General features: G+C 54.5%; 25 protein-coding genes. 12 read left to right on the forward strand and 13 right to left on the reverse strand.

Annotated elements, in window-relative coordinates:
• Positions 1–8: 8 nt before the first annotated feature.
• From ACORNT_RS02265 to ACORNT_RS02285, 5 genes are all read right to left on the reverse strand, one after another.
• Complete coding sequence (locus tag ACORNT_RS02265; RefSeq protein ID WP_321394787.1) at positions 9–506, reverse strand: nuclear transport factor 2 family protein; 498 nt, start codon at positions 504–506, stop codon at positions 9–11.
• A 21-nt stretch (positions 507–527) separates the two neighbouring features.
• Positions 528–1,247 carry an alanyl-tRNA editing protein gene (locus ACORNT_RS02270; RefSeq protein WP_321394790.1) on the reverse strand — a complete coding sequence of 240 codons (720 nt, stop codon included), beginning with the start codon at positions 1,245–1,247 and terminating at the stop codon, positions 528–530.
• A 102-nt stretch (positions 1,248–1,349) separates the two neighbouring features.
• Positions 1,350–2,057 (reverse strand): RES family NAD+ phosphorylase, encoded by a 708-nt coding sequence (locus ACORNT_RS02275; protein WP_321394793.1) that lies wholly within the window; start codon positions 2,055–2,057, stop codon positions 1,350–1,352.
• Positions 2,029–2,421: an MbcA/ParS/Xre antitoxin family protein gene (locus ACORNT_RS02280; protein WP_321394795.1), complete on the reverse strand. Its 393-nt coding sequence runs from the start codon at positions 2,419–2,421 to the stop codon at positions 2,029–2,031. The genes ACORNT_RS02275 and ACORNT_RS02280 overlap by 29 nt, the downstream gene beginning before the upstream one ends.
• A 56-nt stretch (positions 2,422–2,477) precedes the next feature.
• Positions 2,478–4,466, reverse strand: a complete 1,989-nt coding sequence (locus ACORNT_RS02285) for a protein meaA (protein ID WP_321394797.1) — start codon at positions 4,464–4,466, stop codon at positions 2,478–2,480.
• Positions 4,467–4,737: 271 nt separating this feature from the next.
• Here ACORNT_RS02285 and ccrA point away from each other — a divergent pair, with 271 nt between their 5' ends.
• From ccrA to ACORNT_RS02315, 6 genes are all read left to right on the forward strand, one after another.
• Positions 4,738–6,048, forward strand: a complete 1,311-nt coding sequence (gene ccrA, locus ACORNT_RS02290; RefSeq protein WP_321394799.1) for a crotonyl-CoA carboxylase/reductase — start codon at positions 4,738–4,740, stop codon at positions 6,046–6,048.
• An 11-nt stretch (positions 6,049–6,059) separates the two neighbouring features.
• The gene (locus tag ACORNT_RS02295) at positions 6,060–7,703 is read left to right on the forward strand and encodes an acyl-CoA dehydrogenase family protein (protein ID WP_321394802.1); all 1,644 of its coding nucleotides are present in this window, start codon (positions 6,060–6,062) and stop codon (positions 7,701–7,703) included.
• Between the two features lie 453 nt (positions 7,704–8,156).
• Complete coding sequence (locus tag ACORNT_RS02300) at positions 8,157–8,504, forward strand: hypothetical protein (RefSeq protein WP_321394805.1); 348 nt, start codon at positions 8,157–8,159, stop codon at positions 8,502–8,504.
• 27 nt (positions 8,505–8,531) lie between these two features.
• Entirely contained in the window at positions 8,532–8,723 is a 192-nt protein-coding gene (locus tag ACORNT_RS02305) for a twin transmembrane helix small protein (RefSeq protein ID WP_321394807.1), read from the forward strand.
• Positions 8,724–8,732: 9 nt separating this feature from the next.
• Positions 8,733–9,311 (forward strand): cob(I)yrinic acid a,c-diamide adenosyltransferase, encoded by a 579-nt coding sequence (locus ACORNT_RS02310; RefSeq protein WP_321394809.1) that lies wholly within the window; start codon positions 8,733–8,735, stop codon positions 9,309–9,311.
• Between the two features lie 110 nt (positions 9,312–9,421).
• Complete coding sequence (locus tag ACORNT_RS02315) at positions 9,422–10,624, forward strand: DUF1624 domain-containing protein (protein WP_321394812.1); 1,203 nt, start codon at positions 9,422–9,424, stop codon at positions 10,622–10,624.
• 12 nt (positions 10,625–10,636) lie between these two features.
• Here ACORNT_RS02315 and ACORNT_RS02320 read toward each other — a convergent pair whose 3' ends face one another.
• The 3 genes from ACORNT_RS02320 to ACORNT_RS02330 form a co-directional block, all read right to left on the reverse strand.
• Positions 10,637–11,680: a fatty acid desaturase gene (locus tag ACORNT_RS02320; RefSeq protein WP_321394815.1), complete on the reverse strand. Its 1,044-nt coding sequence runs from the start codon at positions 11,678–11,680 to the stop codon at positions 10,637–10,639.
• A 109-nt stretch (positions 11,681–11,789) separates the two neighbouring features.
• The gene (locus ACORNT_RS02325; RefSeq protein ID WP_321394818.1) at positions 11,790–12,389 is read right to left on the reverse strand and encodes a glutathione S-transferase family protein; all 600 of its coding nucleotides are present in this window, start codon (positions 12,387–12,389) and stop codon (positions 11,790–11,792) included.
• A gap of 101 nt (positions 12,390–12,490) precedes the next feature.
• A complete protein-coding gene (locus tag ACORNT_RS02330) occupies positions 12,491–12,991 on the reverse strand; it encodes a flavin reductase family protein (RefSeq protein ID WP_321394821.1) in 501 nt (166 codons plus the stop codon).
• A 211-nt stretch (positions 12,992–13,202) separates the two neighbouring features.
• Between ACORNT_RS02330 and ACORNT_RS02335 the strand changes: the two genes are divergently transcribed.
• Positions 13,203–15,467 (forward strand): ATP-binding protein, encoded by a 2,265-nt coding sequence (locus tag ACORNT_RS02335; RefSeq protein ID WP_321394824.1) that lies wholly within the window; start codon positions 13,203–13,205, stop codon positions 15,465–15,467.
• Between the two features lie 59 nt (positions 15,468–15,526).
• Here ACORNT_RS02335 and cysN read toward each other — a convergent pair whose 3' ends face one another.
• From cysN to ACORNT_RS02355, 4 genes are all read right to left on the reverse strand, one after another.
• On the reverse strand, positions 15,527–17,431 hold the full coding sequence (gene cysN, locus ACORNT_RS02340) for a sulfate adenylyltransferase subunit CysN (RefSeq protein ID WP_321394826.1): 1,905 nt from the start codon (positions 17,429–17,431) through the stop codon (positions 15,527–15,529).
• Positions 17,431–18,330 carry a sulfate adenylyltransferase subunit CysD gene (cysD, locus tag ACORNT_RS02345; protein WP_321394829.1) on the reverse strand — a complete coding sequence of 300 codons (900 nt, stop codon included), beginning with the start codon at positions 18,328–18,330 and terminating at the stop codon, positions 17,431–17,433. Before cysD ends, cysN begins: the two co-directional genes overlap by 1 nt.
• Before the next feature lie 329 nt (positions 18,331–18,659).
• Positions 18,660–19,235 (reverse strand): NAD(P)H-dependent oxidoreductase, encoded by a 576-nt coding sequence (locus tag ACORNT_RS02350; RefSeq protein WP_321394832.1) that lies wholly within the window; start codon positions 19,233–19,235, stop codon positions 18,660–18,662.
• 11 nt (positions 19,236–19,246) lie between these two features.
• Entirely contained in the window at positions 19,247–19,948 is a 702-nt protein-coding gene (locus tag ACORNT_RS02355; RefSeq protein WP_321394833.1) for a pirin family protein, read from the reverse strand.
• A 102-nt stretch (positions 19,949–20,050) separates the two neighbouring features.
• On the opposite strand from ACORNT_RS02355, the gene ACORNT_RS02360 reads away from it, so the two are divergent.
• The 5 genes from ACORNT_RS02360 (at position 20,051) to ACORNT_RS02380 (ending at position 25,709) form a co-directional block, all read left to right on the forward strand.
• Positions 20,051–20,947, forward strand: a complete 897-nt coding sequence (locus tag ACORNT_RS02360) for a LysR family transcriptional regulator (protein WP_321394836.1) — start codon at positions 20,051–20,053, stop codon at positions 20,945–20,947.
• Between the two features lie 130 nt (positions 20,948–21,077).
• Positions 21,078–22,187, forward strand: coding sequence for an endonuclease/exonuclease/phosphatase family protein (locus tag ACORNT_RS02365; RefSeq protein WP_321394839.1), 1,110 nt, complete (start codon positions 21,078–21,080; stop codon positions 22,185–22,187).
• 98 nt (positions 22,188–22,285) lie between these two features.
• A complete protein-coding gene (locus tag ACORNT_RS02370; RefSeq protein WP_321394841.1) occupies positions 22,286–23,287 on the forward strand; it encodes a rhodanese-related sulfurtransferase in 1,002 nt (333 codons plus the stop codon).
• Complete coding sequence (locus tag ACORNT_RS02375) at positions 23,288–24,742, forward strand: protein adenylyltransferase SelO (RefSeq protein WP_321394844.1); 1,455 nt, start codon at positions 23,288–23,290, stop codon at positions 24,740–24,742. It begins immediately after the preceding gene.
• 94 nt (positions 24,743–24,836) lie between these two features.
• A complete protein-coding gene (locus ACORNT_RS02380; protein ID WP_321394847.1) occupies positions 24,837–25,709 on the forward strand; it encodes a hypothetical protein in 873 nt (290 codons plus the stop codon).
• A 49-nt stretch (positions 25,710–25,758) separates the two neighbouring features.
• On the opposite strand, the gene ACORNT_RS02385 is transcribed toward ACORNT_RS02380, so the two are convergent.
• Positions 25,759–26,319, reverse strand: coding sequence for a YSC84-related protein (locus ACORNT_RS02385; RefSeq protein ID WP_321394850.1), 561 nt, complete (start codon positions 26,317–26,319; stop codon positions 25,759–25,761).
• Positions 26,320–26,338: the final 19 nt, after the last annotated feature.

Consider the following 26,338-nt stretch of genomic DNA (forward strand, 5'->3'; position numbering starts at 1 on the left):
CGTCCGGATCAGTGCCCCTGGTCCGGTTGTGCTGCTGATTTAACGACCTCGGAAACCTTTTCCCAGACCTCGTTGGGAACAAGGAAAGTGAGCGAATAGTGGGCGATTTTCCAGTCGTCTCCCAGTTTGAGTACGACACCTGTTCCCCGGAAATCACCCCATTTTTCCGATCGGGTGATTTCGTCAAACCAGCCGGTGCGGCCGTCCGGGGCAAAACTGATATGTTTTTCAATAGAACGATAGGACCAGCCCTTGCCGTCCCTGAAGCGGTCGCCGACATATTTCTCAAACTCGGGATAGGGCCAGCGTTCCCGACTATCCGTCCCCATGAACACTGCCTCGCCGGTCAGATAGTCGAGGTAACGTTCTTTAGCGCCCTTGTCCGCCGCATTGTGAAACCCGTCGATCAGCGCCGCCACCGCCCTTTCCTCCGCCACCCTGTCAAAGGCCTGCGCCGGTGTGCACAACAGCGCCAGAAGCCCTGTCAGCACAAGTAAATATTTCATGGTTCCGTCCCCTTCTCTTTTTTATTCTCCGGCAAAGATGATATTGACACGCCGGTTTCGTTTGCCCTTGTTTTCAATTTTGCTGACACGCAAGGGGCCGATTTCCCCGGTGCGTTTCACATGAGTCCCGCCGCAGGGCTGAAGGTCCACCCCGGTGCCCACTTTCAACAGGCGCACCCGGCCCGAACCACGTGGCGGCTGCACCGACATGGTGCGCACCAGTTCCGGGTTTTCATCCAGTTGCTGATCGGTAATCCAGTAACTGTCAACCACATGATCCTCCTCCACCAGGCGGTTGAGTTCCGCCGTAATCAGGTCCTTGTCCAGGGTCATTTCGCCGATGTCGAAATCAAGCCGGCTTTTGTCCGTACCAATCTGGCCGCCGGTCACCCCGCAGGGTACCGCAGAGCAAAGAAGATGAAGCGCCGTATGCATGCGCATGTGACGATATCGCCGGGTCCAGTCAAGTTCCGCCTCAACCTCCGCCCCTGTCTCGGGCAGGCTCTGCCCCTCCTCGGGCACATGAATGATTTCGCCGCTTTCGGGTTCTTTTATAGTCGTGGCTATTATGATTTCCGACCCGTCGGCCATCCTGAAACGACCGCTGTCGCCGGGCTGGCCGCCGCCTGTGGGATAAAATACCGTCTGATCAAGGATAATGCCGCCGCGATCCGTGATCGCCGCGACCTTTGCCGCACAGCGCCTGAGATAGGCGTCCTCCCGGAAAAGTTCCCTGGTCATTCATATACCCCCTTGGTTGTTATCTTTCCGGAATAATATCAGAAAAACCTACAGTAAGGAAACCTGTCTGTGCTCTTTCATGCCCACGGGCAGATTTTCCGCTCAGGCAAACCGGTATTCCCTGCTGTGCGCGGGCAGGTCGCACCAGGCGCGCACACCGGGCCGGCGCACCAGAAACTCCCATGTCCGGCTGTCCTTCACCTTTCGTCCCCTGAACAGGTCCGGGGTCAGAACAGCGACATTCTTACCCCCTTCAGGGTCGCGCACGGACCGGTAACCGATGACGTCGATGGCGGCTTCCCGCGCCGTCTCCGCCACGATCTGGCAGCCGCTATAGTCCTCTGGCGACATCCAGGTCTCTGCATCCCGGTCGAGCGGTGGCAAGGCAAGGTCAATCAGCCTGTCCGTTCGGCAGAGGACGGAGAAGGCCGTCTTGCGCAGGGGATTTTCCGGCAGGACCGTCTCCGGCGAGTCCCGGAAGAAAAGCCAGGCCCCCCAGGCGGCCTCGGCCACGGCAGTTGTCACTGTTTCGGAAGCGTAATAGACGCCGCGCAGATCCCCGGCCCGGCGAAAGCGGGACCCGTGCGGGTAAGTCACATAACGAAAAGGTGTGAACAGCAGGAAATCAAGGGTACGGGCATAGACCGGCAGGGCCGGCTTGCTTTCTTCCAGTATATCTTCCAGCAGGGCCTGGTCCTCCAGCGTGTCGGTCAGCCGCATGGTGGCGGACTTGTGCTGGAATTCCACCAGACGCCAGATGTCCCGCCGGTAGGAGCGCGCCTCAGAGCTTAGCGCGTCGGCTGTCCACATAGGTGACGACCCCCATAAGCCCGGTAATGGATTTAATCAGAGTAATCGGCGCTCCATGAAGCGCCAGATTGTCAGCCCGGAGCCAGGATCGGCTTGACCTGTCATCGCCACCGGTCATGGCGTCAAGCGACCGGAACAGGCGCACGAACAGAGCGCCAAGTTCAAATTCCTTGCGCCCCTGCTTCAGTTGATACTGTCCCTTGAGCAGGCGGGAGACCGAGGCCTCGGACAGGCCCAGGATCTCTGCAAGGTCCCGGTTGGAAACGGCAAGGAATTCTGCCGCCCGCGCAACAGCGCTGCTCAGGATTCTTTCTTTATCCTGGGCGCGATTCGTTTCCGGATATGTTTTGATTGCCTGCACCATATTTTTCTCCTGAAATTTTATATAGCATATATTTCAGAAGAAATCAATCTGCCCGGTCAGCGCGGATACTGGTTATGCCGCCGGCCGACAATGCCGACGATGTCGGCCATAATCTCGGACATCTGATAGTCCTTGGGAGTATAGACCCGGGCCACACCCATTTCCAGAAGCTGTTTTTCATCCTCCGGCGGGATAATACCGCCGACGATCACCGGAATATCCTCAAGCCCTGCTTTTTTCATGCGGTCCATGACATCCCGCACCAGCGGCAGGTGGGAGCCGGACAGGATCGACAGGCCCACCACATGAACCCCTTCCTCCAGCGCTGCATTGACAATCTGGGCCGGGGTCAGGCGAATGCCTTCATAGACCACTTCCATGCCGGAATCCCGGGCCTTCACGGCAATCTGTTCGGCGCCGTTGGAATGGCCATCAAGACCCGGCTTGCCGACCAGGAACTTGAGCCTCCGTCCCAGCTTTTCGCTGACATCATCCACCTGTTTGCGGACCGCTTCCAGACTGTCCCCGGCTTCGCCCCGGGCGGCCTTGCCGACTCCGGTCGGGGCGCGATATTCGCCGTACACATCCCTCAGGGTCTGGGCCCATTCCCCCGTCGTTGCCCCGGCTTTCGCCGCATTGATCGACGGCTCCATAATATTGCGTCCTTCCTGCGCCGCCTGCTTCAGGTCGGCAAGCGCCGCCTCCACCGCCCCGGCATCCCGGCTCTCGCGCCAGGCCATCAGGCGTTCAATCTGTTCCGCCTCGGCCGCCGGATCGACGGTCATGATGCCGCCGTCTTCCTCGCTGACCAGCGGCGAAGGCTCGGTTTCGGTAAACTTGTTGACGCCGATCACAACCTGATCGCCGCTCTCGATATCTTTCAGGCGGGCCGTATTTGATTCCACCAGCTTCTGTTTCATATAGCTGCTGTCGACGGCCGCAATAGCGCCGCCCATTTCCTCGATTCGTGCGAGTTCGGCACGGGCTTCCTCCTTGAGCGCCTCCACCCTGGCCTCTATGACCGTGGAGCCGTCAAACAGGTCATCATATTCCAGAAGGTCGGTCTCGTAAGCCATGATCTGCTGCAGGCGCAGGGACCATTGCTGATCCCAGGGACGCGGCAGGCCAAGCGCCTCGTTCCAGGCCGGAAGCTGCACCGCCCGGGCCCGGGCCTTCTTGCTGAGCACCACCGCCAGCATCTCGAGCAGGATGCGGTAAACGTTGTTTTCCGGCTGCTGTTCGGTCAGACCGAGGCTGTTGACCTGGACCCCGTAACGGAAACGCCGGTATTTTTCCTCTTCCACCCCGTAACGGTCACGGGTGATTTCGTCCCACAGCTCCACAAAGGCCCGCATCTTGGCAATTTCAGTGACAAACCTGAGGCCGGCATTGACAAAGAAGCTGATACGGCCAACCACTTTCGGAAAATCCGCTGCCGGCACCTGGCCGCTGTCCCGCACCGAATCAAGCACCGCCACCGCCGTCGCCAGCGCATAGGCCAGTTCCTGGACCGGTGTCGCCCCGGCTTCCTGCAGGTGGTAGGAACAGACATTGGTCGGGTTCCATTTGGGAATTTCCCGGTAGGTGAAGCTGATCACGTCCGTGATCAGCTTCATGCTCGGCCGGGGCGGGAAAATATAGGTGCCGCGGCTTAAATACTCCTTGATCAGGTCGTTCTGGACGGTGCCCGAAAGCTTGGTCCGGTCCGCACCCTGTTCTTCGGCCGCCGCCACATAGAGGGCGAGCAACCAGGGCGCGGTGGCGTTGATGGTCATGGAGGTATTCATCTGTTCCAGCGGGATCTGGTCGAACAGGGTACGCATGTCGCCCAGATGGCAGACCGGCACGCCCACTTTACCCACTTCCCCCCGGGACAATATATGATCGCTGTCGTATCCGGTCTGGGTCGGCAGGTCAAAAGCCACGGAAAGGCCGGTCTGGCCTTTGGTCAGGTTCGTCCTGTACAGGTCGTTGGAGGCCCTGGCCGATGAATGGCCGGAATAGGTCCTGAACAGCCAGGGCCTGTCTTTTTGCGATCTTTCCATGCTTACTCTGTCCCTCTTTTCCGCAAAGCAACATAAAGCATTTTCTGCATTTAATTTTTTTGTTACTCTATTAGCGGAATTAAAAAAATATTATTTCTCACTAGACCTGAAATAAGAAATAATATAATTATTATTGCGATGCAATAAAAAATGAAGTTAATATAGTAACACATTTGCTGCGGGACACCATGCAAAATCCGGATCCAGATCATCATCCGGATTTGATGCCATGGCAATAAGGGACAAACATACAGCTTATTCGAGGGACAACATGAGTAAATTAACTGCTGAGGAAATTGCCGAACGGGAAAACCTGGAAGGCAAATTCGAGAAGAAAGACCTTTACGAGGTCGGCGAAATTCCCCCCATCGGCCACGTACCGGCCAAGATGTATGCCTGGGCCATACGCCCGGACCGACTTGGTCCGCCCGAGCAGTCCTTTCAGCAGGAAGTTGTGGATGTGCCGGAAATCGATTCGGACGAGGTCCTGATTCTGGTCATGGCGGCCGGCGTCAACTATAACGGCGTCTGGGCCGGTCTCGGCATCCCGATGTCCGTTTTCGACGTGCACGGCGCAGACTATCATATTGCCGGGTCCGATGCCTCGGGAATTGTTTATAAGGTCGGCAGCAGGGTCAAACGCTTCAAGGTTGGTGACGAAGTGGTAGTTCACTGCAACCAGGATGATGGCGACGACGAGGAATGCAACGGCGGCGACCCCATGTTTTCCACCAGCCAGCGCATCTGGGGCTATGAGACGCCTGACGGCTCCTTTGCCCAGTTCGCCCGGGTCCAGGCCCGCCAGTTGATGCCGCGCCCGCAACACCTGACCTGGGAAGAAAGCGCCTGTTACGTTCTGACACTGGCGACCGCCTATCGCATGCTGTTCGGTCACCGCCCGCACATCCTGCGGCCGGGCCACAATGTGCTGGTGTGGGGGGCCTCAGGTGGCCTTGGTTCCATGGCGATTCAGCTGATTGCCGCCGCCGGGGCCCATGCCATCGGTGTAATATCGGAAGAAGACAAACGTGAATTCGTCATGTCGCTTGGCGCCAAAGGCGTGATCAACCGCAAGGAATTTGACTGCTGGGGCCAGTTGCCGCCGGTCAATGAAACTCAAAATTACAATGACTACCTGAAACGCACCCGTGCCTTCGGCAAGGCGATCTGGGACATTACCGGCAAGGGCAACGACGTGGACTGTGTCTTTGAACATCCTGGCGAAGCCACCTTCCCGGTTTCCTGTTTCGTCGTAAAACGCGGCGGCATGGTGGTCTTCTGTGCCGGCACCACCGGTTACAACATCACCTTTGATGCCCGTTTTGTCTGGATGCGCCAGAAACGTATACAGGGTAGTCATTTCGCCAACCTGAAACAGGCGTCACAGGCCAACCGCCTGGTGATTGATCGCAGGATCGATCCCTGCATGTCCGAGGTCTTCTCTTGGAACGACATTCCCCGGGCCCATACCAAAATGTGGAAAAACCTGCATAAGCCGGGCAACATGGCCGTGCTTGTCTCCGCCAAAACACCGGGCCTGACCACTTTTGAAGATGCTGTTGAAGCGGGTAATAACGACTAGGGAGACAGACCATGATATTCGACCTGTTTCCTGCCTGCGAGGCAGCCCTGGTTGCCGCAGACAAACTGGTTGCCAGCGCCCGGAGCAACCTGCGCGCCCATCTGGTCAAAGAGGACCGGCTGGATCGCACCCTGATGGAACAGCATCAGTTTGCCTCACACGGCTTTTCCTGGCTGGCCACCTATGCGGAAACCCTGCGCCAGACCCTGGAGTGGGCCAAAAGCCTGTCCGCCGACGGCAAGTTCACCGAGCTTGAGGAACTGATCCTGCGGGTCGGCTTCGGTGAATATCTGAACCAGATGCGCGGCGGCATCCCCATGAGCCAGGGTGAGATCATCCGGCCGGAGAATATGTGGGTGCCGGCAAACAAAGTTGCCGCCTTCAACACTGAAGAAGTTATTTTCCTGACCGAAACAGGCAATACACCGGAAAACCGGGAGAAAATCGCCCGGCTGGTAGAACACAGTCTGGATACGGGAGAATTCGGCAATCTTGGTCTCGATGAAATGTTTGAAATGATTCGCGACCAGTTCCGCCGCTTTGCCAACGAGGAAGTCATCCCCCATGCCCATGGCTGGCACGAGCGCGACGACTATATCCCCATGGACATCATCGAAAAGATGAGCGAAATGGGCGTCTTCGGTCTGACCATCCCCGAGGAATATGACGGCTCCGGCCTCGGCAAGACCAGCATGTGCATTGTCTCCGAAGAACTGAGCCGCGGTTATATCGGTGTCGGTTCACTGGGCACCCGCTCGGAAATTGCCGCCGAACTGATCATGGGTGGCGGCACCGAGGAGCAGAAAGCCAAATGGCTGCCGAAAATCGCCAGCGGCGAAATCCTGCCGACCGCTGTCTTCACCGAACCCAACACCGGTTCCGACCTGGGATCGCTGCGCACCCGGGCGGTGAAAGACGGCGACAACTACAGCATCACCGGCAACAAGACCTGGATCACCCATGCGGCCCGGGCCGATGTCATGACCCTGCTGGCCCGTACCAACCCGGACGAACCGGGCTACAAGGGCCTCAGCATGTTCCTGGCCGAAAAGGAACGCGGCACAGATGACAATCCTTTTCCCACCGACGGCATGACCGGCGGCGAGATCGAGGTGCTCGGCTATCGCGGCATGAAGGAGTTTGAGCTCGGCTTTGATAACTTCAAGGTCAAGGCGGAAAACCTGCTCGGCGGCGAGGAAGGCAACGGCTTCAAACAGCTGATGGTGACGTTCGAAAGTGCGCGCATCCAGACCGCGGCCCGCGCCCTTGGTGTGGCCCAGTGCGCGCTTGAGCTCGGACTTCGTTACGCTACTGAAAGGGTTCAGTTCGGTCAGCCGATCTTCAACTTCCCGCGGGTGCACAGCAAAATTGCGCTGGCAGTTGTGGAAATCATGATGACCCGGCAGCTGACCTATTTTGCCGCGCGCCAGAAGGATGAAGACAAGCGCTGTGACCTGGAAGCCGGCATGGCCAAGCTTCTGGGCGCCCGCGTGGCCTGGTCCACCGCCGACAACGCCCTGCAAATCCACGGCGGCAATGGTTATGCCCTGGAATATGCCATCAGCCGGGTGCTGTGCGACGCCCGTATCCTGAATATTTTCGAGGGGGCCGCCGAAATCCAGGCCGATGTGATCGCCAGACGGTTGCTCGCCTGATTTTGACAGAAAAAGGGCCGGATCTGATCCGGCCCTTCCCTTTTAATCCTCTCCCTCAAGCTCCCGCCAGAGATATCAACGCGCAACCTCCTGCCCGGCCAATCAAATTTTTCAGCATTCATGATCCCCTTTATGTGTTTTTCTACCGGCTGAAGGCGCCGGTTTATTTTGGATTCAACATGTTATTATCTGCCCCGAGATATTCCACCTCGGAAGGCCAATTCCCCGCAAATCGGTTCATTATTCCGAAATATGACCCATTTTTAGAATATTATACAATCCATACCCGAAAGATCGCATAAAAATTCGCCTACCTGGCTTTATAAACTTGATAAGTCGAGCGCACCTATGATATGTGGTGCACATATTTATCGGGATTTTTGTGGAAATAGTCATTCCGGCGAAAGGAATATACTTTCGAGACTGTTCCACCAGATGAAAGTCTGCTAGACTTTGAAAGAATTTGCCGGACCGATTACAGGAAATCGATCCGGCTTCAGGAATATCCCCATCAGGACCTCTGTCCCGATCTATCGGGTGGCGGTTCTGACAGATACCAACTGGGGCTGCTTTCAAAAGCTTTGGCTTTTTGAAGCAGCCTCTTTTTTCTTCCCCTCCGCAAGAGAACCGGCCTTTATGGCTTTTGTTATTTCTGCAGAACAAAGAATAGTCTATAAACAGGATCATTACTTTGCCTGCAAGCCCCGGATTTTATACAATCCCGGACAAATGCCAAGCAGGAATCGTATAAAATATGCAATCCAGATAAAAAAGCTGAGTTTTAACTTTTTTTCAGACTAAAATATTTAAGAAACGGAATTTTAAAGCATGATAGCCCTAAAAATCCTCATTGTTGTCTGTATCATTATCACCGGGGGAATCATGCTGGTCGGCGTCGCCAGCATGAGCAAAGGCGGCGAGTTCAACAAAAAAAACGGCAACCGGCTCATGCGGGCCCGCATCATTGCCCAGTTCATCACGCTGCTCCTGATTGTCCTTTACCTGATGATTTACGGATGAGGTGCTGCAGTGGTTAAGCTCACTAAAATCTATACCCGGGGCGGCGACAAGGGTCTGACATCACTGGCCAACGGTGACCGCCTGCCCAAGCATGACCTGCGCATCGAAGCCTATGGCACCGTTGATGAGGCCAATGCCGCCATCGGCCTGGTCCGGCTTCATACGTCAACCCCTGATTTCACGACGGAAGACGGCATGCTCGGCAGGATCCAGAACGACCTGTTCGATGCCGGTGCCGACCTCGCCCTGCCGTTTGCCGAGAGTTATAAATGGGAACCGCTGCGCATCACTGCCGGGCATGTCGTGCGGCTGGAACAGGAAATCGACCTGATGAACGCAGACATTCCGCCCCTGGACAGCTTTGTCCTGCCGGGCGGCTCCCCGGCCTCTGCCTTTCTGCATCAGGCCCGCACCGTCACCCGCCGGGCCGAAAGGCTGGCTACAGGACTAGCAGAAACAGATACGGTCAATGAAGAAGTGATCAAATATCTCAACAGGCTTTCCGATCACCTGTTTGTCATGAGCCGCAGGCTCAACAACAATGGCGCAGACGACGTCAAGTGGATACCCGGCGCAAACCGGACATAACACTTCCGTAACAGCCCCTTTGAATTCTGCATTTATTCCGACCCAGGTTTGAGTTACACTGTTTTGTATAAAATCTAAAAACACAGTGTATCGCAACAAGGGGAAGAAGAATGTCAGAGACCGGGGATACGGCTGCGACAACTATTACGCCAGCCCATAGAAATCGCATCATCAGCATAGATATCCTGCGCGGTATTGTCATGATTATCATGGCCCTGGATCACGCCCGCGACTTTTATTCTCCGACAATATTTGCACCTGAAAACCCGGAACTGACCACCGGTTTCTTTTTCTTCACCCGCTGGATCACCCATTATTGCGCGCCGGTGTTTATCTTTCTGTCCGGAGTCAGCGCCTGGCTCTATGCCGACGCCCGGGGCGCTGGCAAAAGTGAGCTGGCCAGGTTCCTGCTGACCCGCGGCATATGGCTCGCCCTGCTCGAAGTTTTCGTGATCACCTTCCTCTGGCAGTTCGGCTATATGTTCTTCACCATGCAGGTCATCTGGGTCATCGGCGTTTCAATGATGATACTCGCCGGTCTGATTTTTCTGCCCCGGCCCCTGATCGCCGTGATCAGCCTCGCGGCCATAGCCGGTCATAACCTGCTCGATACAGTCACGCCTGCTGATGCCGGCTCCCTGGGCTGGCTGTGGTCGTTCCTGCATGTCCCCAGCTTCCATCCGACCCAGGGCGGCGGCCCGATCGGACCGTTCCTGGTTGTCTATCCGATAATCCCCTGGTTTGCCGTTATGGCGCTTGGCTATGTCATGGCCCCACTGTTCAAGACGGAACTCTCCGTCAGGAACAGGTGCTTCCTGACATACGGCGCCGGCGCCGTTGTCCTGTTCCTGGCGCTCAGAGGGCTGAATATTTACGGTAATCCCTCTCCCTGGACAGAACAGATGCGGGGGACCTTTTATACATTTCTGTCCTACATGAATGTGGAAAAATACCCGCCGTCCCTGCTCTATCTGCTGATGACCCTTGGACCGGCCCTGCTGCTCCTGCCGTGGCTGGAAAAATGGACCGGCAAAATGGGGGCCATATTTGCCACTTACGGCAAAACACCCTTCCTGTTCTACATCCTGCATATCCTGCTGCTGCATGTGGGATCGGCACTGTGGTTCCGGTTTGTCTGGGACACACCTGGCGTTATCTTCTTCAATCCAGCCACCTGGCCTGAAAGATACGAACCGGTCCTGTGGAAGGCCTATCTGGCCTGGGCGATCGTCTGCCTCCTGCTTTACTGGCCCTGCAAATGGTTTTCCGACTACCGCAAAACCCACAAGCAGTGGTGGCTCAGTTACCTTTAGGAGAAGTACAGATCAGCTTTTCTGGCTGGCCGCCGCATCGGCCCACAGGGTTTTCAGGGCATGCCAGAGCGTCGGCCGGGAAGCTTCCAGAAAATGCGGGCCGATTTCCGGATCGGAGGCCAGCCGCTGGTAGGCTGTCCCCAGAGAGTGATAGGGCATCTGCGGGAACAGATGATGGGTGGCATGAAAGCGCAGGCCCACAGGGGCCCACAGGGCGGAGATCACGCCACCGGGCACATCAACACTGTCCAGAAACTGTTCCGCCACGGTCAGCGTCTCGTCACCCGGATTGCGATAGGCATGGGCGCCGAGGGTGCGGAAACTGTTCATCAGGAAAATCACACTGGTCACACCATACCAGACGGCCAGGACTTTCCAGGGCATGATGCCGGTTGCCATCAGAACCATTGCCGTGATTGCATAAATCGAGGTACAGACCTCCTGCAGACGCCAGTGTTCCCCGTCCATCTTTGTCGGTTTCGGACGTTTATAACTCAGATCAATGGTCAGGGAGGACATGCCTTCCCAAAGCTTGCGTCCCAGCGGCGGGACCAGCCAGCTGACGGGCGTGAGGATCAGAAAGCGCACAAGGAAAAGCGCCGGCAGGAGAAACGAGAGCAGGACATAAGCGACATTCTTCCAGGGCGCCTGGGCGCCGAAGGGCAGATATTCACCGTCTTCCTTTGTACCGTAGATATTCGGTTTATGATGGTCGCTGTGCACGCCCATATAGGTAAAAGAGGGGATCAGCAGCGGAAAGCCGGCAATCAAATTCCAGACGATGCGGAACAGTATAAAGGTGCCGCGTTTTAAATGCACAATCTCGTGCGTAAAGATAGCCGCCCGGTATAGGGCAAGGGAGGAAACAACAAAGGCCACTGCAAACTGCCAGCTGCCATAGGGCTGCATGACTGCGGCAGCAAGAGCGGCCCAGCCGAGAAAAGCACTGAGCAGGAAATCCGGCCAGTAGACGCCAGGGTTGGGCGTCATCAGGTCCTTGACCAGTGCCCGGGCCTCACCGAGGGGAAAATCCTTTGCTCTTTTAATGCCGGACATGGGGGCAATATTCCTCAATTAACAACTTAAATATAAATATTGCCCACACATATCACTGCTTTCGGGAAGAATTCAAGAGGTTCCCCCATAATCTCCTTTTCGGAGCCGGTTACATGTTGTTGGGATGCGCCGGGCGGGAGGTGCCCCGGGCGATCCAGTTCTGGACATTGGCATAGGGGGAAAGATCCGCCCCGGTAAAGGCGGCAAAATTCGCTTCCTGGATACCGATGATATCAGCCAGGGTCAATTTATCCCCCATCAGCCAGTCCTTACCTTCAAGGGCCTTATCAAGGGTCTTCAGAGAACCGCTTAGCCAGTCCTTGCATTCCGTGCAAAAACCTTCGTTGGGGCCCCCTTCCCGGTAGTGGCCTTCCAGCATAAGCTGAAAAGCAAAGGGGTCGATCTCGGTCATGGCAAACAACACCCATTGCATGACCTTACCCTCTTCCCGGGCATTGTCTCCAAGCAGCTTGCCGTTGCCATATTGACGGGCAAGATAAAAGCAAATAGCCGCGGATTCGGTCAAAACAAGATCCCCGTCTACAAGTGTCGGTACCTTACCTGTGGGATTGAGTGCCAGATATTCCTCAGATTGTGTTTCCGGGCCCCTCGTAGCATAGTTCTTGTGAGTAAAGTCAAGCCCCAGTTCCCGCGCTGTCCATAGCCCTGTCGCAGTTCTTGACTGAACACTTCCGTAGATAGTAACCATTCTTTAAATCTCCCTATTGATTTAATGTCACAAAATAAATTGATTTTTCAATATCAGAATTCAACATTCCCTTCCCACCTGTCAGGGAATATAATCTTTTCTTAATCGGTACCATCATCCGACCCGAAGGACACGAAAGTTCCATATTCGCCATTCAGGTAAATCAGCGGCTTGATATCCTCTCTCACGTCAGCTCCGATAACGTCGCCGATAAATATTTCATGGCTGCCGTAAGTCAGATTTTCCGTTCGCCGACATAAAATGACGGCCTGGGCATCCTTCAAAACCGGTGTCTTGCCCTCGTCCATCTGCCAGTTTTCGGGATTCACCCTGTCCGTGGCCTCCCTGCCGCCGGCGCAGTCGTTGGAGATCGTCACCTGGTCGCTTGCCAGGATATTGATGGCAAACTCTTCCACCTGCTCCAGAGCGCTTGCAAGACCCGTCTTGCGGTTCAGGCAGACCAGCATGGAGGGAGGCTCAAAAGACACCGAAGAGACCGCCGTAGCGGTAACAGCATAACATTCCCCTTGGGCACCCCTGCAGGAAACCACGGAAACCGAAGAGGCGTAACGTCTCATTGCACGAGCGAGGGCCTGTTCCATTTCCTTCATCCTCTATTGGTTGACACTCCTGTATGCTGCTTTATAGCTTCTTGAAACACGGGGTAAAAGGCGAATATTTGAAAAAATATACGGCGCGACGATTGTCAACGCCACCCTCTGCAACATATGGTGGTTTTTTCTGTTTATGCTAGTCATGCAATGCTAGAATGATTTCCAGCTTTGGAGGCAATTAAGCTAATATTTGGGATAAATGAGAAAAAATACATTCATCACTCTGCTTTTTTTCCTGTCTATTTCCGCGGGCCTGTCGCTGGTCACTTACAGGTTGATAGAACAAAATTCTCTTGAAAGCGCACAGCTGGAGTTCCGGACGCTTGCCGCGAGCGCAGCCTATCGAATGGAGCAGCGTATTCGGGAAAATACAGAAGCTTTGTTCGCCCTTCAGACCTTTTACAATACCAGTGAAACCATGGACGGCACTAGCTTTTCCCAGTTCACCAGAAGCGTTCTGGACCGGCACCCGATCATCGGTTTTTTCTCTTGGGCGCCCCGGGTTAAACATAAAGACAGACCTGCATTCGAGGAAAGCCTGCGGAAAAGAAATGAGGAGATACCGTTCATCTATGAACTGGATGAAAATGTCCAGCCGCACCGGCGAAAAGATCAGGACCAGTATTTTCCAATCAAATTCCCGGAAACAAATATTGATTTCTTCAAAACAGCCGGGTTTGACTTTTTCTCGATCCCGGAACGCAAAAAAGTAGCCGAGCAGGCGATAAAGGCAAAACAAATTACAGCTACCGAGGTTTTTGTTCCCAAATATATACCGGATATCAAAAAGGCTGCCTTCCTCATTGTGCCGGTTTTTTTCAAACCGCCAGAGAATGTCAAACATCCTGAGGAAGACATAAAAGGACTGATCATTTCGCTTATTGCGGACAACAATGTACTGAGCAATGACGTCTTCGATCCTGCCGGCATCTACAAAGATTTGACGATCGACATTATAAATAATGATCAACCAAAATCTAACAACGCAGCACTCGCAACAAAGACCGACACAGTTTTAAAGGATAGTTCACCTGGCGGCTTTATTTATAAATACAGTTTTCCTTATGTTCAGAAAATCTGGACGGTGATTGTTACACCCTCCGAAACCGCGTCTGCCGCCCCAAATCGTTCCGTCCTCGAGGCCGCCATTGTTTTTATCATAGGCAGTTTGCTTTCCCTGTTCATTGTCCAGCAAATGAACAAACGTATCGCCATTGAGGAAACCGTCCGCGAACGCACCAATGAACTGAAAAAAACAACCCTGAAACTGCGCCGTTCCATGAAGGATATCGCCGACGCAAAGGATAGTGCAGAACAGGCCAACCAGTTGAAATCGGAATTTCTGGCCAACATGAGCCATGAAATCCGAACCCCGCTGAATGGTGTTCTGGGCATGTGTCAATTGCTGGAGCAGACCAGCCTGGATTCACAGCAGAAGGAATATACCCACACAATCATGTCATCCGGCCGGTCGCTGCTGGCGATCATCAGTGACATTCTGGATCTCGCGAAAATAGAATCCGGGCAGATACAGCTTGAACGAACTGATTTTAATATCATGGCAATCGTCAAGGAATCGATGGATACCGTATCCTACCAGGCGATGAAAAAGAATTTGAAAACTGCCGTCAACATATCGGAATACTGCCAGGGAACCTATCTGGGCGATGCGGGCCGAATCAAACAGATTCTGGTCAATCTGCTCAACAATGCGGTCAAATTCACAGCGGCCGGTGAAGTATCACTTGAGCTTTCAAAAATGGAAAACGGCGACCTCTGCTTCAGGGTGCGCGATAGCGGATCGGGTATTCCGGAAGATCAGCAGAACGCCATTTTTGAAAGATTCCGGCAGGTTGATGGCACAAGCATGCGCCAGCATGGCGGCACCGGGCTCGGCCTTCCCATCTGCAAAAGCCTGGCTGAATTGATGGGGGGGCGGATTGGTGTCAACAGCGAGCCCGGCGTGGGGTCTGAATTCTGGTTTAGCCTACCACTGGAAAAAAGTGCCATCACCATAGAGGCCCCCGCCTGGGAAGAACCGGCTCCGCTGCACGACCAGCGGAAAACAGATCAGATCAAAGGCCAGCGTGTTCTGGTGGCGGAAGACAACCTGATCAATCAGCAGATCATCCGGGAGGCCCTGAAAACCATGAGACTGGACGTCACCATTGTTGAAAACGGACAGCTCGCCCTGGAGGCCCTGGAAGCCGCCCCCTATGACCTTGTCCTGATGGACATACAGATGCCGGTCATGACCGGCGAGGAAGCCATAAGATGGATCCGGGCCGCCGACGCCCTCTACCGCGACATTCCGATCATTGCCCTGACTGCCAACGCCATGAGCGACGCGGAAACCAGATATCTGCAAGCCGGCGCAAACGCCTATATTGTCAAACCCATCAATCTGAAAACGGCAATCACCACCATCAGTGATATTCTGACCGAAGGCGTCGCGAAATCCTGATCGCTGAAAAGTGAAAGCCGGCCTCGAGGCCGGCTTTCTATTAACGTATGATATATTTCCTAGGACGACAGATAACCATTTTCCTCAAGATAGGTAATGATCCGGTCTGCAGCCTTGTCCGGCTCCAGATCAGTGGTATCTATGGTCAGTTCCGCCTGGTCCGGTTCCTCGTAAGGACTGTCAAAGCCGGTGAAGTTTTTGATTTCGCCGGAACGCGCCTTTTTGTAAAGCCCCTTGGGATCACGCTGCTCACAAACCTCCAGTGGAGTATTGATGAAAATCTCGAGGAATTCGCCGTCCTGCATCAGTTCACGCGCCATGCGCCGTTCTGAACGGAACGGTGAAATGAAGGACACCAGGGTCATCAGCCCGGCATCAACCATCAGTTTTGACGTTTCCGCCACACGGCGGATATTTTCCACCCGATCGACATCGGTAAAACCAAGGTCCTTGTTCAGACCATGACGGACATTGTCGCCATCAAGAACATAGGTGTGGTTGCCGCGGGCAAAGAGCTTTTTCTCCAGCGCATTGGCAACGGTTGACTTGCCGGAACCGGAATAGCCGGTGAACCACAGCACGGCCGGTTTCTGGCCTTTCTGGTCTGATCTGGATTTTTTGTCCACATCCAGGGCCTGCCAGTGGATATTTTCCGCCCGGCGCAGGCCGTGATCAATCATGCCAACGCCGACTGTATTGTTGTTCAGCCTGTTGATGATGATAAAGGCGCCGGTCTCACGAATATCCGCATAGCGGTCATAGGGAATCTGATCCGACAGGGACAGGTTACAAACCCCCACTTCATTGAGTTCCAGTGCCTTGCCTGCCTCATGTTCAAGACTGTTCACATTGATCTTGTGCTTCAGGGAGGAAATCACACCCGGCACCATTTTGGAGCCGATCTTGATCAGGTAGGCCCGGCCCGGCAGGAGATGTTCATCATCCATCCACAGCACGTGCGCCATGAACTGATCGGTGAGTTCGGCTCGCTTTTCCTTGCGGCAGATCACATCACCGCGGGACACGTCAATCTCGTCTTCCAGAACAATGGTTACGGCCTGTCCGGCGATGGCTTCCTTCAGGTCACCGCCCATTGTCACAATGCGCTTGACGCGACTGGTTCTGGCCGACGGCAGGACCACAATCTCATCACCCTCGTGTATAGTCCCACTGACAATGGTTCCGGAGAATCCGCGGAAATCCAGATCCGGGCGATTCACCCACTGCACCGGGAAACGGAAAGCCGCCGATTTTTCGTCGGACGAGACATCCACCGTCTCCAGAACCTGCATCAGGGTCGGCCCGTTATACCAGGGCAGTTTTTCACCACGCTCCAGAATATTATCGCCCTTCAGCGCAGAAATAGGCACACAGGTAATATCCTCGAGCCCGATCTCTTTGGCAAAGGCCCGGTAGTCTGTTTCAATCTGGTTAAAGACCTTCTGGTCATAATCCATCAGATCCATTTTATTGATCGCCAGCAGCACATGCTTGATGCCCAGCAGGGACACAATATAGCTGTGCCGGCGGGTCTGGGTCAGTATGCCCTTGCGCGCATCAATCAGGATAATGGCCAGATCCGCATTGGAGGCGCCGGTGGCCATATTCCGGGTATATTGCTCATGACCCGGCGTATCCGCGACGATAAACTTTCGTTTGTCGGTCGAGAAATAGCGATAGGCCACGTCAATGGTGATCCCCTGTTCCCGCTCTGCGGCAAGACCGTCCACCAGAAGGGCAAAATCCATATCCCCGCCCTGGGTGCCGACCTTCTTGCTGTCGGATTCCAGGTTTGTCAGCTGGTCTTCGAAAATCATTTTTGAATCATACAGCAGGCGACCGATCAGGGTGCTTTTACCGTCGTCAACGCTGCCGCAGGTGATAAACCGCAGCAGACTTTTGTTTTCCTGGCTTTTCAGATACTCAAGGATATCTTCGGAAATCAGATCAGACTGGTGTGCCATTAGAAATATCCCTCCTGCTTTTTCTGTTCCATGGACGCATTGGCATCCTTGTCAATGGCGCGGCCCTGACGTTCGGAGGTTCTTGTCAGCAGCATTTCCTGGATAATGGCCGGCAACGTATCTGCGTCGGATTCAATAGCCCCGGTCAGCGGGTAACATCCCAATGTCCGGAAGCGGACTTTTTTCATCATCGGTTTCTCGCCGGGTTCCAGCGGCAGGCGATCATCATCCACCATCACCAGCATGCCGTCCCGTTCGACAACCGGCCGTTCCTTGGCGAAATACAGCGGCACGATCGGAATATCCTCAAGATAGATATACTGCCAGATATCGAGCTCGGTCCAGTTGCTCAGGGGAAACACACGAATGCTTTCACCTTTGTTGATGCGACTGTTATAGAGGCTCCAGAGTTCCGGACGCTGGTTCTTGGGATCCCAGCGGTGCTGGGCGGAGCGGAAGGAGAAGATACGTTCCTTGGCCCGGCTTTTCTCTTCATCCCGGCGGGCGCCGCCGAAGGCAGCGTCAAAACCGTATTTATCCAGAGCCTGTTTCAGGCCCTGGGTTTTCATCACATCCGTATGAACAGCGGAACCATGGCTGAAAGGACCGATGCCCTGGTCGACACCATCCTGATTCACATGAATCAGAAGATCAAGGCCAAGTTCGGCCGCCCGCTTGTCGCGAAATTCGATCATTTCCCGAAATTTCCAGGTGGTATCCACATGAAGAATGGGAAATGGCGGGATGGAAGGGTAAAAGGCTTTCATGGCCAGATGCAGCATCACTGCCGAGTCCTTGCCTACTGAATAAAGCATCACCGGGTTCTGGCATTCTGCAGCCACCTCCCGCATGATATGAATACTTTCGGCTTCCAGCCGCTGCAAGTGGGTCAAATCCATTCCACAATCTCTTTTCCGTCCGTTTTCAGGCAATGTCCTGCCCGTCCGTCTGTTCTCGTTGGATAGCCTGCCAGCAACCCTGGCAGATCTATCTTTAGATAGTTATATAATCAAAGTATGGCAACGCATAATATAGTTTATATATAAAAACAATGTATTTTATTCTATACTACACTTTAATAATGTTTATTAAACCATTCCATACTTTGCACCGAAATACTTTTTCGTCATACATGGTTCATATTGAAGAAAAGTAAATACTTCTGAAAAACAGAAAAAAGCAGGCCGCGGGCGACCTGCTTTCAAAGAACCACTATGAGCAACTGAAACTATTCGCTCAGCATTTCCACCAGCTGGGCCCCAAGTTGACGAACGGATTGCTCCTTGTCAGCGTTTTTCAGTTTGCCGCTTTCATCAAACTCGTCAAAAGCACCTCCCAGTGCCAGCATATTCGGATGAACGGTGACCATGATATTCATCAACAACTCGCGCAGGGCATATAGACCACGCAATCCTCCCATTGCGCCGGGCGACGTGGCCATAATTACCGCCTTCTTGCCGGCAAAGGAATGCAGCATGGGTTCATCTTCCCGGGCCGGGCGGGAGACCCAGTCAATGGCATTTTTCAGGATTGCGGAATAACTGCTGTTATATTCCGGGGACGCGATCAACAATCCGTCATGACCCTCAAACAGCTTTTTCAGCCTGAGTGCGTTGTCCGGCAACCCCTCGGCCGCTTCCAGATCGCCGTTGTAAAGCGGCAGCGGATAATCACGAAGATCGATATAGGTGACCTCGGCTCCGGCGTCCTCGGCCCCGTCGACTGCTGCCCTGACCATGGATTTGTTAAATGACGATTTCCTTGTGCTGCCGGCGAAGGCAAGTATGCTTATTTCCTCTGACATTATATCTCTCCTTATTCTGGCAATTCGAATAATAAAATTTCACACTCCGATACACTTTTGATCCGGAGACATTCTTCACCTTCGAGGGCAAAACCGTCTCCGGATACGCCGGTTTCGCCGTTTACTGTGATTTCCCCGCGGGCCAGTTGAAGCCAGTATTTCCGGCCCGGCAGCAAATTTTGCTTAACCTCGGCCGCCGGCGCGAAACGCCCGGCAAAGAGCCGCGCATCCTGACGCATTGTCAGACTGCCCTCTGCGCCGTCAGAGCTGACAAGAAGCCGGAAGCTGTTTTCCAGCTCATCCCCGGCAAACCTGCGCTGCTGGTAGCCGGGCGGGGTATTGGTCTCGTCAGGCATAATCCAGATCTGCAGCAGATGCAGTTCTTCCTCCTGCGATCCGTTATATTCACTGTGCTGGATACCACTGCCGGCGCTCATCAGCTGTATTTCACCGGGCGTGATGGCAGAGATATTCCCGGTGCTGTCCCTGTGGGCAATGGCGCCCTCCAGAACCCAGGTAATGATTTCCATATTTTCATGGCCATGGGTATCAAAGCCGGAGCTTGGCTTGATCCAGTCCTCATTGATAACCCGGAGCGGCCCGAACCCCATGTTATCGGGATCGTAATAGCGACCGAACGAAAAGGAATGCTTGCTTTTCAGCCAGCCTCCGGCTGTTATGCCTCGCCCGTCCTGACTGCGCCTGGTAATCATCGATCGTCTCCATCATGCCGAAGTGATGAAGAAAGGATATATTTTTCCCATTATTATGATAATATTGTTTTTTTGAACTTTACTATTCGAATTATTTAAATAATGGACAAGCTCTCCAATATCAGAACCTTTGCCGTTGTCGGACAGACCGGCAGCTTTGCCGAAGCCGCCCGTCGGCTTAACCTGGCCAATTCCGTGGTCAGCAAAAGGGTAAAGGATCTGGAAGATCATCTCGGCACCCGGTTGCTCATCCGCACCACCCGGCATGTCAGCCTGACCGACGCCGGATACCAGTATCTTGAACAGGTGCAGAAACTGCTCCACGACCTGGAAGAAACAGAGGAAAGCCTGCGCCGCAGAACCCAGACTCCGATCGGCAACATCCGGGTGGCGGCCCCGTTGAGTTTCGGCATCAAATATCTCGGTCCCGCCATGTCCGGCTATCTCGATAAATATCCCCAGGTGTCGCTGAATGTTTCCTTTTCCAACCGTTTTGTCGATATCGCCGCTGAAGGCTATGACCTGGCCATCCGGGTCGCCAGCACCCTGCCGGATTCCAATCTGATGGCCCGCCAGATCTGCGCCTCCCGCCGCATTGCCTGCGCCAGTCCGGGTTACCTTGCCAGACACGGGATACCGGAAACCCCCCGGGATCTTCTGAAACACAATTGCCTGACCTATGACACACCTGTCCGGAACAAAGGCTGGCCGTTTTATCATAACGGCCGCAAGCTGCATGTTCCCGTGCATGGAAACCTGACCTCGGACAATGGTGAGTTCCTGTGCGCGGCGGCTATCTGCGGCCAGGGCATCGTTTTGATGCCCACCTTCATCGTCGGCCAAGCGCTGAGCGAGGGAGACCTGGTTCCCATTCTCGACGACTACCGGGAACCTGAATTCTATATTTATGTGCTCTATCCGCACAAAAAGCTTCTGTCGGTCAAGGTCCGCACCCTGATCGATTTTCTGGCCGACTATTTCGAGGATACTTTTGCATAAATGTGACCCTTAAGTGACGATAACACTTCGGAAAAATGATTATTCCATGACATGCACAAAGTGAAATTGACAGGCGGAATCCCGGCCCGTACACCGGATCATATCTTGTGTCGGAAACAGGGAATTTGGCATGAAGAAGCTGTATGTAAGAGTTGCATTTCTCATTCTTGTTCTGAGCCTGAGCGTCTCCCTCAACGCCAATACCTCAATGATGGGACAGCCGCCGCTGCCGCAACTGGCCGCCAACAAAACACCCGCCATTAAAATCGATCCCCGGACCGGCCGGCACAAGGTCACCTTCAGTGTGCTGATCTATAATATCGCCGGGCTGCCCTGGCCGATCAAAAGCGGCCGCGGTGAGCGGCTGGACCTGATTGCAGAGGAATTCGCCCGGATGCGGGAGAAGGGAACCGCCCCTGACCTTGTCCTGCTGCAGGAAGCCTTCATGGACCAGAGCCGGGATATTATCTTTGCCGGCGGATACGAAAACTATATTACCGGCCCCGCCACCGAGGATATTGTCGAGGGTGCCTCGGCAGCAGCGCCGCAGGAGTTCATTGCCGCCCGCAATCCATGGCGCGGCGAGACCTGGGGCAAAGTCATTAACAGCGGCCTCTATATCATGAGCAAGTTCCCCATCGTCGAGGAATATGAAACCGCCTTCCCGCGCCAGGATTGCGCCGGCTGGGACTGCCTGGCCAACAAGGGCGTGATGATGGCCGGCATCCGCATTCCCGGCGTGCCGTTCCTGATTGACGTGGCCAATACCCATATGAATTCGAAGGGACCGTCTTCGGGCGTCGACCTTCACCGCACCACGGCAGCCCAGCGGCTGCAGGTCGATACCATTCATACGCTGCTCAACCGCACTGATCATACCGGAAGACCGCTCATCATGGCCGGCGATTTCAACCTGAAAGGCCTGCCGGAGATGGTCGATTATTTCCGACGCGGCAGGGACAGCCGGCGGGTCGGCCTGCTTGCCCGGCAATATTGCCTCGATCCCGGCAACGGCTGTGATGTGCGTATGCCGCTCGAAAGCAACACGCCGTGGCTGGACACAAACGACCTGCAGGCGTTCCACGGCGGTGACCGCGTCCGGCTCCGGCCGCTGCGCGTGGAAGTCCTGTTTGACGAAAAGGTCGGCGATGAACCGCTGTCCGACCATGACGGATACCTGGTACATTATGAACTGAGCTGGCATCCCGACGATTTCCCCACCCAGATTGCCGGTCTGTGATCCCTCTCCCGCTTGAACTCTGGACCCAAGGTTGATATATAAGGCCCGAGACTGGTGCTCCGGATTTACGATCCGGCCCGCAACAAAGGAACCTGAATATGTCAAAGATTGTCGTATCGGCACTCTATCATTTTGTCACACTTGATGATTTTGCCGACCTCCGTGAACCGCTTCTTACCTTCCTGAAAGACCAGGGCATCAAAGGCACATTGCTGCTGGCCCGGGAAGGAATCAACGGCACCGTTGCCGGCTCGGCCGAGGCCATTGAGAACCTGCACAACTATTTGCGCGCCGATGCCCGCTTCAAAAACCTGGTGACCAAGGAATCCTATAACGACGAGATGCCCTTCTATCGCACCAAGGTGAAGCTGAAGAAGGAAATCGTCACCATGGGCGTGGAAGGCATCGACCCCAACCATATCGTCGGCACCTATGTGAAGCCGCAGGACTGGAATGCGCTGATTTCCGACCCGGATGTGATCCTGGTCGATACCCGAAACGATTACGAGGTCGGCATCGGCACCTTCAAAGGCGCCCTCAACCCCGAGACCGGCACCTTCCGGGAATTCCCCAAATATGTGGAGGAAAAGCTCGCCGACGCCAAGGACAAGAAGGTGGCCATGTTCTGCACCGGCGGCATCCGCTGTGAAAAATCCACCGCTTACCTGAAAGAACAGGGCTTCGGCGAAGTCTATCACCTGGAAGGCGGCATCCTGAAATATCTGGAGGAAGTGCCGGAAGAGGAAAGCCTGTGGGAAGGCGAATGTTTCGTCTTTGACAGCCGGGTCGCGGTCAAACACAATCTGGAGCCGGGCGAATACGACCAGTGTTTCGCCTGCCGCATGCCGATCACCGAGGAAGACAAGAACCACCCCCATTACATGAAGGGCGTGAGCTGCCATCACTGCCACGACGAAAAATCGGAAGAGCAGATGCGCCGCTATCAGGAGCGGGAACGCCAGATCGAGCTGGCGAAGAAATCCGGGGCCGAACATATCGGCGGAGAGGTCCAGGACATCATCGCCCAGCGCCGGGAAGAAAAACGCCGCCAGAAGGAAGAACAGAACCGCCTTGATGCCCTGCAGCAGCAGGAGGCATAAGTGATCAACTCCCTCAGCTTTGACAACCGCTTCGCCGGTCTGGGGGAGAGCTTCTTTGCGCCCATGAAGGCCCGGCCGCTGCCCGATCCGCACATGGTCACGGCCAGCACCTCGGCGGCCGAGCTTCTCGACATTCACCCCGACTGGCTCAATTCCGACGAGGCCCTGAATATCTTCAGCGGCCATCAGGTGCCGGACGAGGCCGAACCGCTGTCCATGGTCTATGCCGGGCATCAGTTCGGCGGCTACAGTGCCCGGCTCGGCGACGGCCGCGGCATATTGCTGGGCCAGGTGCGCAACAGCAAAGGCGAGCTCTGGGATATCCATACCAAGGGGTCCGGCAAGACCCCCTTCTCCCGCTTTGGTGACGGCCGGGCAGTCTTGAGGTCCTGCATCCGCGAGTATCTGGCCAGCGAAGCCCTGCATCATCTCGGCATTCCGACGACCCGGGCGCTCTGCATCCTCGGCAGTACGGAACCAGTACGCCGCGAAACCATGGAAAGCGCCAGTGTGCTGGTCCGCCTCGCCCGCTCCCACATCCGCTTTGGCAGCTTTGAGTATTTCGCCCATAGCAAACAGCCGGCGGAGCTGAAAAAGCTCGCCGATTATGTGATCGACACCCATTTCCCGGACGTTGCGGAAGCGGAACAACCCTGTGAAGCCCTGCTTCTGCGCATCGCCACAGAGACCGCCGGCATGATCGCCCACTGGCAGGCCTACGGCTTTGCCCACGGGGTCATGAACACGGACAATATGTCGGTGCTGGGCGAAACCTTCGATTACGGCCCCTACGGCTTTATGGAGGCCTTTGATCCCGGCTATATCTGCAATCACACCGACGAGCAGGGCCGTTATGCCTTCAACCAGCAGCCGAGCATCGGCTTCTGGAACCTGCGCGCCCTGGCCTATGCCATGAAGGACCTGCTCAGTGGCGAGCTGACCGAACAGCTGCTGGAGACTTACCAGACCCGCTTTTTCGAGGAGTATGACCGGCTGATGAATAAAAAACTCGGCCTCAGAGTACAGATGGAGGACGACCGGCAGCTCATGGGCGATTTGCTGGGCCTGCTGCAGAAACATGCGATCGATTACAGCATTTTCTTCCGCAAACTTGCCGACTTCACACAAAGCGACGATGAAAGCGCGCTCTATGCGCCGGAGGAGGCCAAAGCGGATTTCCGGGAATGGCTGGAAGCATACAAAGCGCGCCTCAAGGCGGAAAATTCCCGCGATGAAGAACGGGCCCAGGCCATGAAACGGGCCAACCCCAAATATATCCTGCGCAATTACCTGGCCCAGCAGGCGATTGAAAAAGCCGAGGCCGGCGATGCGTCAGAGGTGGAAAAACTGATCGGGATTTTGTCCCACCCCTATGACGAGCAGCCGGAACATGAAGACTACGCGGCCGAACCGCCCGAGTGGGGCAAACATCTGGAAATCAGCTGCTCGAGTTAGGAACATCGCTGGACCGGTTTACTTCTTGATAGATTTCCCGCACCGATTGTATGATAAAAGTGAATATATCAACCAAAATTAAACGGGAAATACATTGACAAGATATGTGCCTTATTCAGAACGTGTTGGAGCTACTCCTCCGCCTGAGCGGATGCAAGTAGGTGAACTTAGTGACGAATTACGCCGAAGACTGTCAAACTGGTGGCATCGATGCAGTAACAGGATATACACTCATGGAACCGGCTATAACTGCGGATATCGTTTCTATGATGATCGAACTCACCAAGGATCGCAAATTTGCTACACCGAGATTTGGGGACGTTATCAAGCCGAATTCCCTGAGGATGGAAGAGGTTTCTTCGATCAGTGTGATAATCTGTTTCGAACCGGTTCCTACTTCGACGTGATGAATACTTTGCACTTCTTTCTAGAAATGAATTTCCCGCAAGGCTACCTCGTCGAACAACTTGAAAGATTGTTAGTCGACTACAATTCTCCGGTAACCTGGAACGACAAAGAGAAAACTTTGATTCCGCATTCCAGCCCTGAAGAAGGCCAAACGATAGTTAGAGCATTAGCCTCCACAAAGGAGGGATCCTTCAATGGCTCTCATACTCACCTAATGGCATCAATTGATCATATCAATTGCAACAATCCTGCAGATAGTATTCGAGAAAGCATTCACGCCGTGGAAAGTGTTTGCCGTCAAATGACGGGGGAGAAAACTCTTGGCCCAGCTTTATCTAAACTGAAAAAAAATCACGGTTTGAATGAAGCCCTTAAACAAGGAATGGACAAAATCTACGGTTTTACGAACACAGCCCAAGGTATACGGCATCCAATTTTAGAGAAAGAAGAAGAATTGGACCTAAACGATGCCCAGTTCATGCTCGGAGCCTGCGCCGCCTTTTGCAGTTATTTGATTAACAAGCTAGCTCCAGCAGAAAAACAAAGTTCCGAACCATAATAAAGACCCGCTCATTCGCGGGCCTTTGGTTTAAAATCCTTTGCCGAAACTATTTCTTGTTCAGCTTGTCATTCTGCCAGTATTTGGTGCCCTGCAGGGTCGCCTGCAGCGCAAGGCCGGTTTTGGTCATCTGATAGACGCTGACGCCGGAGACCACTGTATCGGCGCCGCTGGCCTGGGCGCCCTTTTCATCGACGGTCGCCGCCGCATCAGCCTGGCCGGAAAAATCCCAGCCCTTGTCAACAAATTGTTCAAAGGCAGAGCGTTTGTGGAAAATCATGACGGTCCGGTAATCCTTCACCCCGAGACCGATACCGACCCCGCCGGTCGCCATCTTCATGAAGATATTTTCGCCCGATTTGTTGTCATGGGCAACACCGGTGCCGGAGCCGGCGGACAGCAGGATCAGGTTCACGCCGCCTGAGTTGAAGACCGCATAACCCTCGGCCTCGGCAATCATGGATTTCGTTTCCTTGTTGCTTTCATAGAGCTTTTCCAGCACGCCGTCGCGCATCTTCAGGATTTCCTGGCGCTTTTCCTCGCTGGATTTGGCCTGCACAGACAGCGGTAACGCCGCAAGACACAGGATCATCAGGGCCTTTTTCAACATAACTCGTTCCTTCCTCATT

The sequence above is a fragment of the Emcibacter sp. genome, from assembly GCF_963675455.1.
Lineage (GTDB): Bacteria > Pseudomonadota > Alphaproteobacteria > Sphingomonadales > Emcibacteraceae > Emcibacter.

What these genes read in the sequence shown, in the direction of transcription:
- ACORNT_RS02265 (WP_321394787.1), bottom strand. Translation starts at nt 506, where the DNA reads ATGAAATATTTACTTGTGCTGACAGGGCTTCTGGCGCTGTTGTGCACA.
- ACORNT_RS02270 (WP_321394790.1), bottom strand. Translation starts at nt 1,247, where the DNA reads ATGACCAGGGAACTTTTCCGGGAGGACGCCTATCTCAGGCGCTGTGCG.
- ACORNT_RS02275 (WP_321394793.1), bottom strand. Translation starts at nt 2,057, where the DNA reads ATGTGGACAGCCGACGCGCTAAGCTCTGAGGCGCGCTCCTACCGGCGG.
- ACORNT_RS02280 (WP_321394795.1), bottom strand. Translation starts at nt 2,421, where the DNA reads ATGGTGCAGGCAATCAAAACATATCCGGAAACGAATCGCGCCCAGGAT.
- ACORNT_RS02285 (WP_321394797.1), bottom strand. Translation starts at nt 4,466, where the DNA reads ATGGAAAGATCGCAAAAAGACAGGCCCTGGCTGTTCAGGACCTATTCC.
- ccrA (WP_321394799.1), top strand. Translation starts at nt 4,738, where the DNA reads ATGAGTAAATTAACTGCTGAGGAAATTGCCGAACGGGAAAACCTGGAA.
- ACORNT_RS02295 (WP_321394802.1), top strand. Translation starts at nt 6,060, where the DNA reads ATGATATTCGACCTGTTTCCTGCCTGCGAGGCAGCCCTGGTTGCCGCA.
- ACORNT_RS02305 (WP_321394807.1), top strand. Translation starts at nt 8,532, where the DNA reads ATGATAGCCCTAAAAATCCTCATTGTTGTCTGTATCATTATCACCGGG.
- ACORNT_RS02315 (WP_321394812.1), top strand. Translation starts at nt 9,422, where the DNA reads ATGTCAGAGACCGGGGATACGGCTGCGACAACTATTACGCCAGCCCAT.
- ACORNT_RS02320 (WP_321394815.1), bottom strand. Translation starts at nt 11,680, where the DNA reads ATGTCCGGCATTAAAAGAGCAAAGGATTTTCCCCTCGGTGAGGCCCGG.
- ACORNT_RS02325 (WP_321394818.1), bottom strand. Translation starts at nt 12,389, where the DNA reads ATGGTTACTATCTACGGAAGTGTTCAGTCAAGAACTGCGACAGGGCTA.
- ACORNT_RS02330 (WP_321394821.1), bottom strand. Translation starts at nt 12,991, where the DNA reads ATGGAACAGGCCCTCGCTCGTGCAATGAGACGTTACGCCTCTTCGGTT.
- ACORNT_RS02335 (WP_321394824.1), top strand. Translation starts at nt 13,203, where the DNA reads ATGAGAAAAAATACATTCATCACTCTGCTTTTTTTCCTGTCTATTTCC.
- cysN (WP_321394826.1), bottom strand. Translation starts at nt 17,431, where the DNA reads ATGGCACACCAGTCTGATCTGATTTCCGAAGATATCCTTGAGTATCTG.
- cysD (WP_321394829.1), bottom strand. Translation starts at nt 18,330, where the DNA reads ATGGATTTGACCCACTTGCAGCGGCTGGAAGCCGAAAGTATTCATATC.
- ACORNT_RS02350 (WP_321394832.1), bottom strand. Translation starts at nt 19,235, where the DNA reads ATGTCAGAGGAAATAAGCATACTTGCCTTCGCCGGCAGCACAAGGAAA.
- ACORNT_RS02355 (WP_321394833.1), bottom strand. Translation starts at nt 19,948, where the DNA reads ATGATTACCAGGCGCAGTCAGGACGGGCGAGGCATAACAGCCGGAGGC.
- ACORNT_RS02360 (WP_321394836.1), top strand. Translation starts at nt 20,051, where the DNA reads ATGGACAAGCTCTCCAATATCAGAACCTTTGCCGTTGTCGGACAGACC.
- ACORNT_RS02365 (WP_321394839.1), top strand. Translation starts at nt 21,078, where the DNA reads ATGAAGAAGCTGTATGTAAGAGTTGCATTTCTCATTCTTGTTCTGAGC.
- ACORNT_RS02370 (WP_321394841.1), top strand. Translation starts at nt 22,286, where the DNA reads ATGTCAAAGATTGTCGTATCGGCACTCTATCATTTTGTCACACTTGAT.
- ACORNT_RS02385 (WP_321394850.1), bottom strand. Translation starts at nt 26,319, where the DNA reads ATGTTGAAAAAGGCCCTGATGATCCTGTGTCTTGCGGCGTTACCGCTG.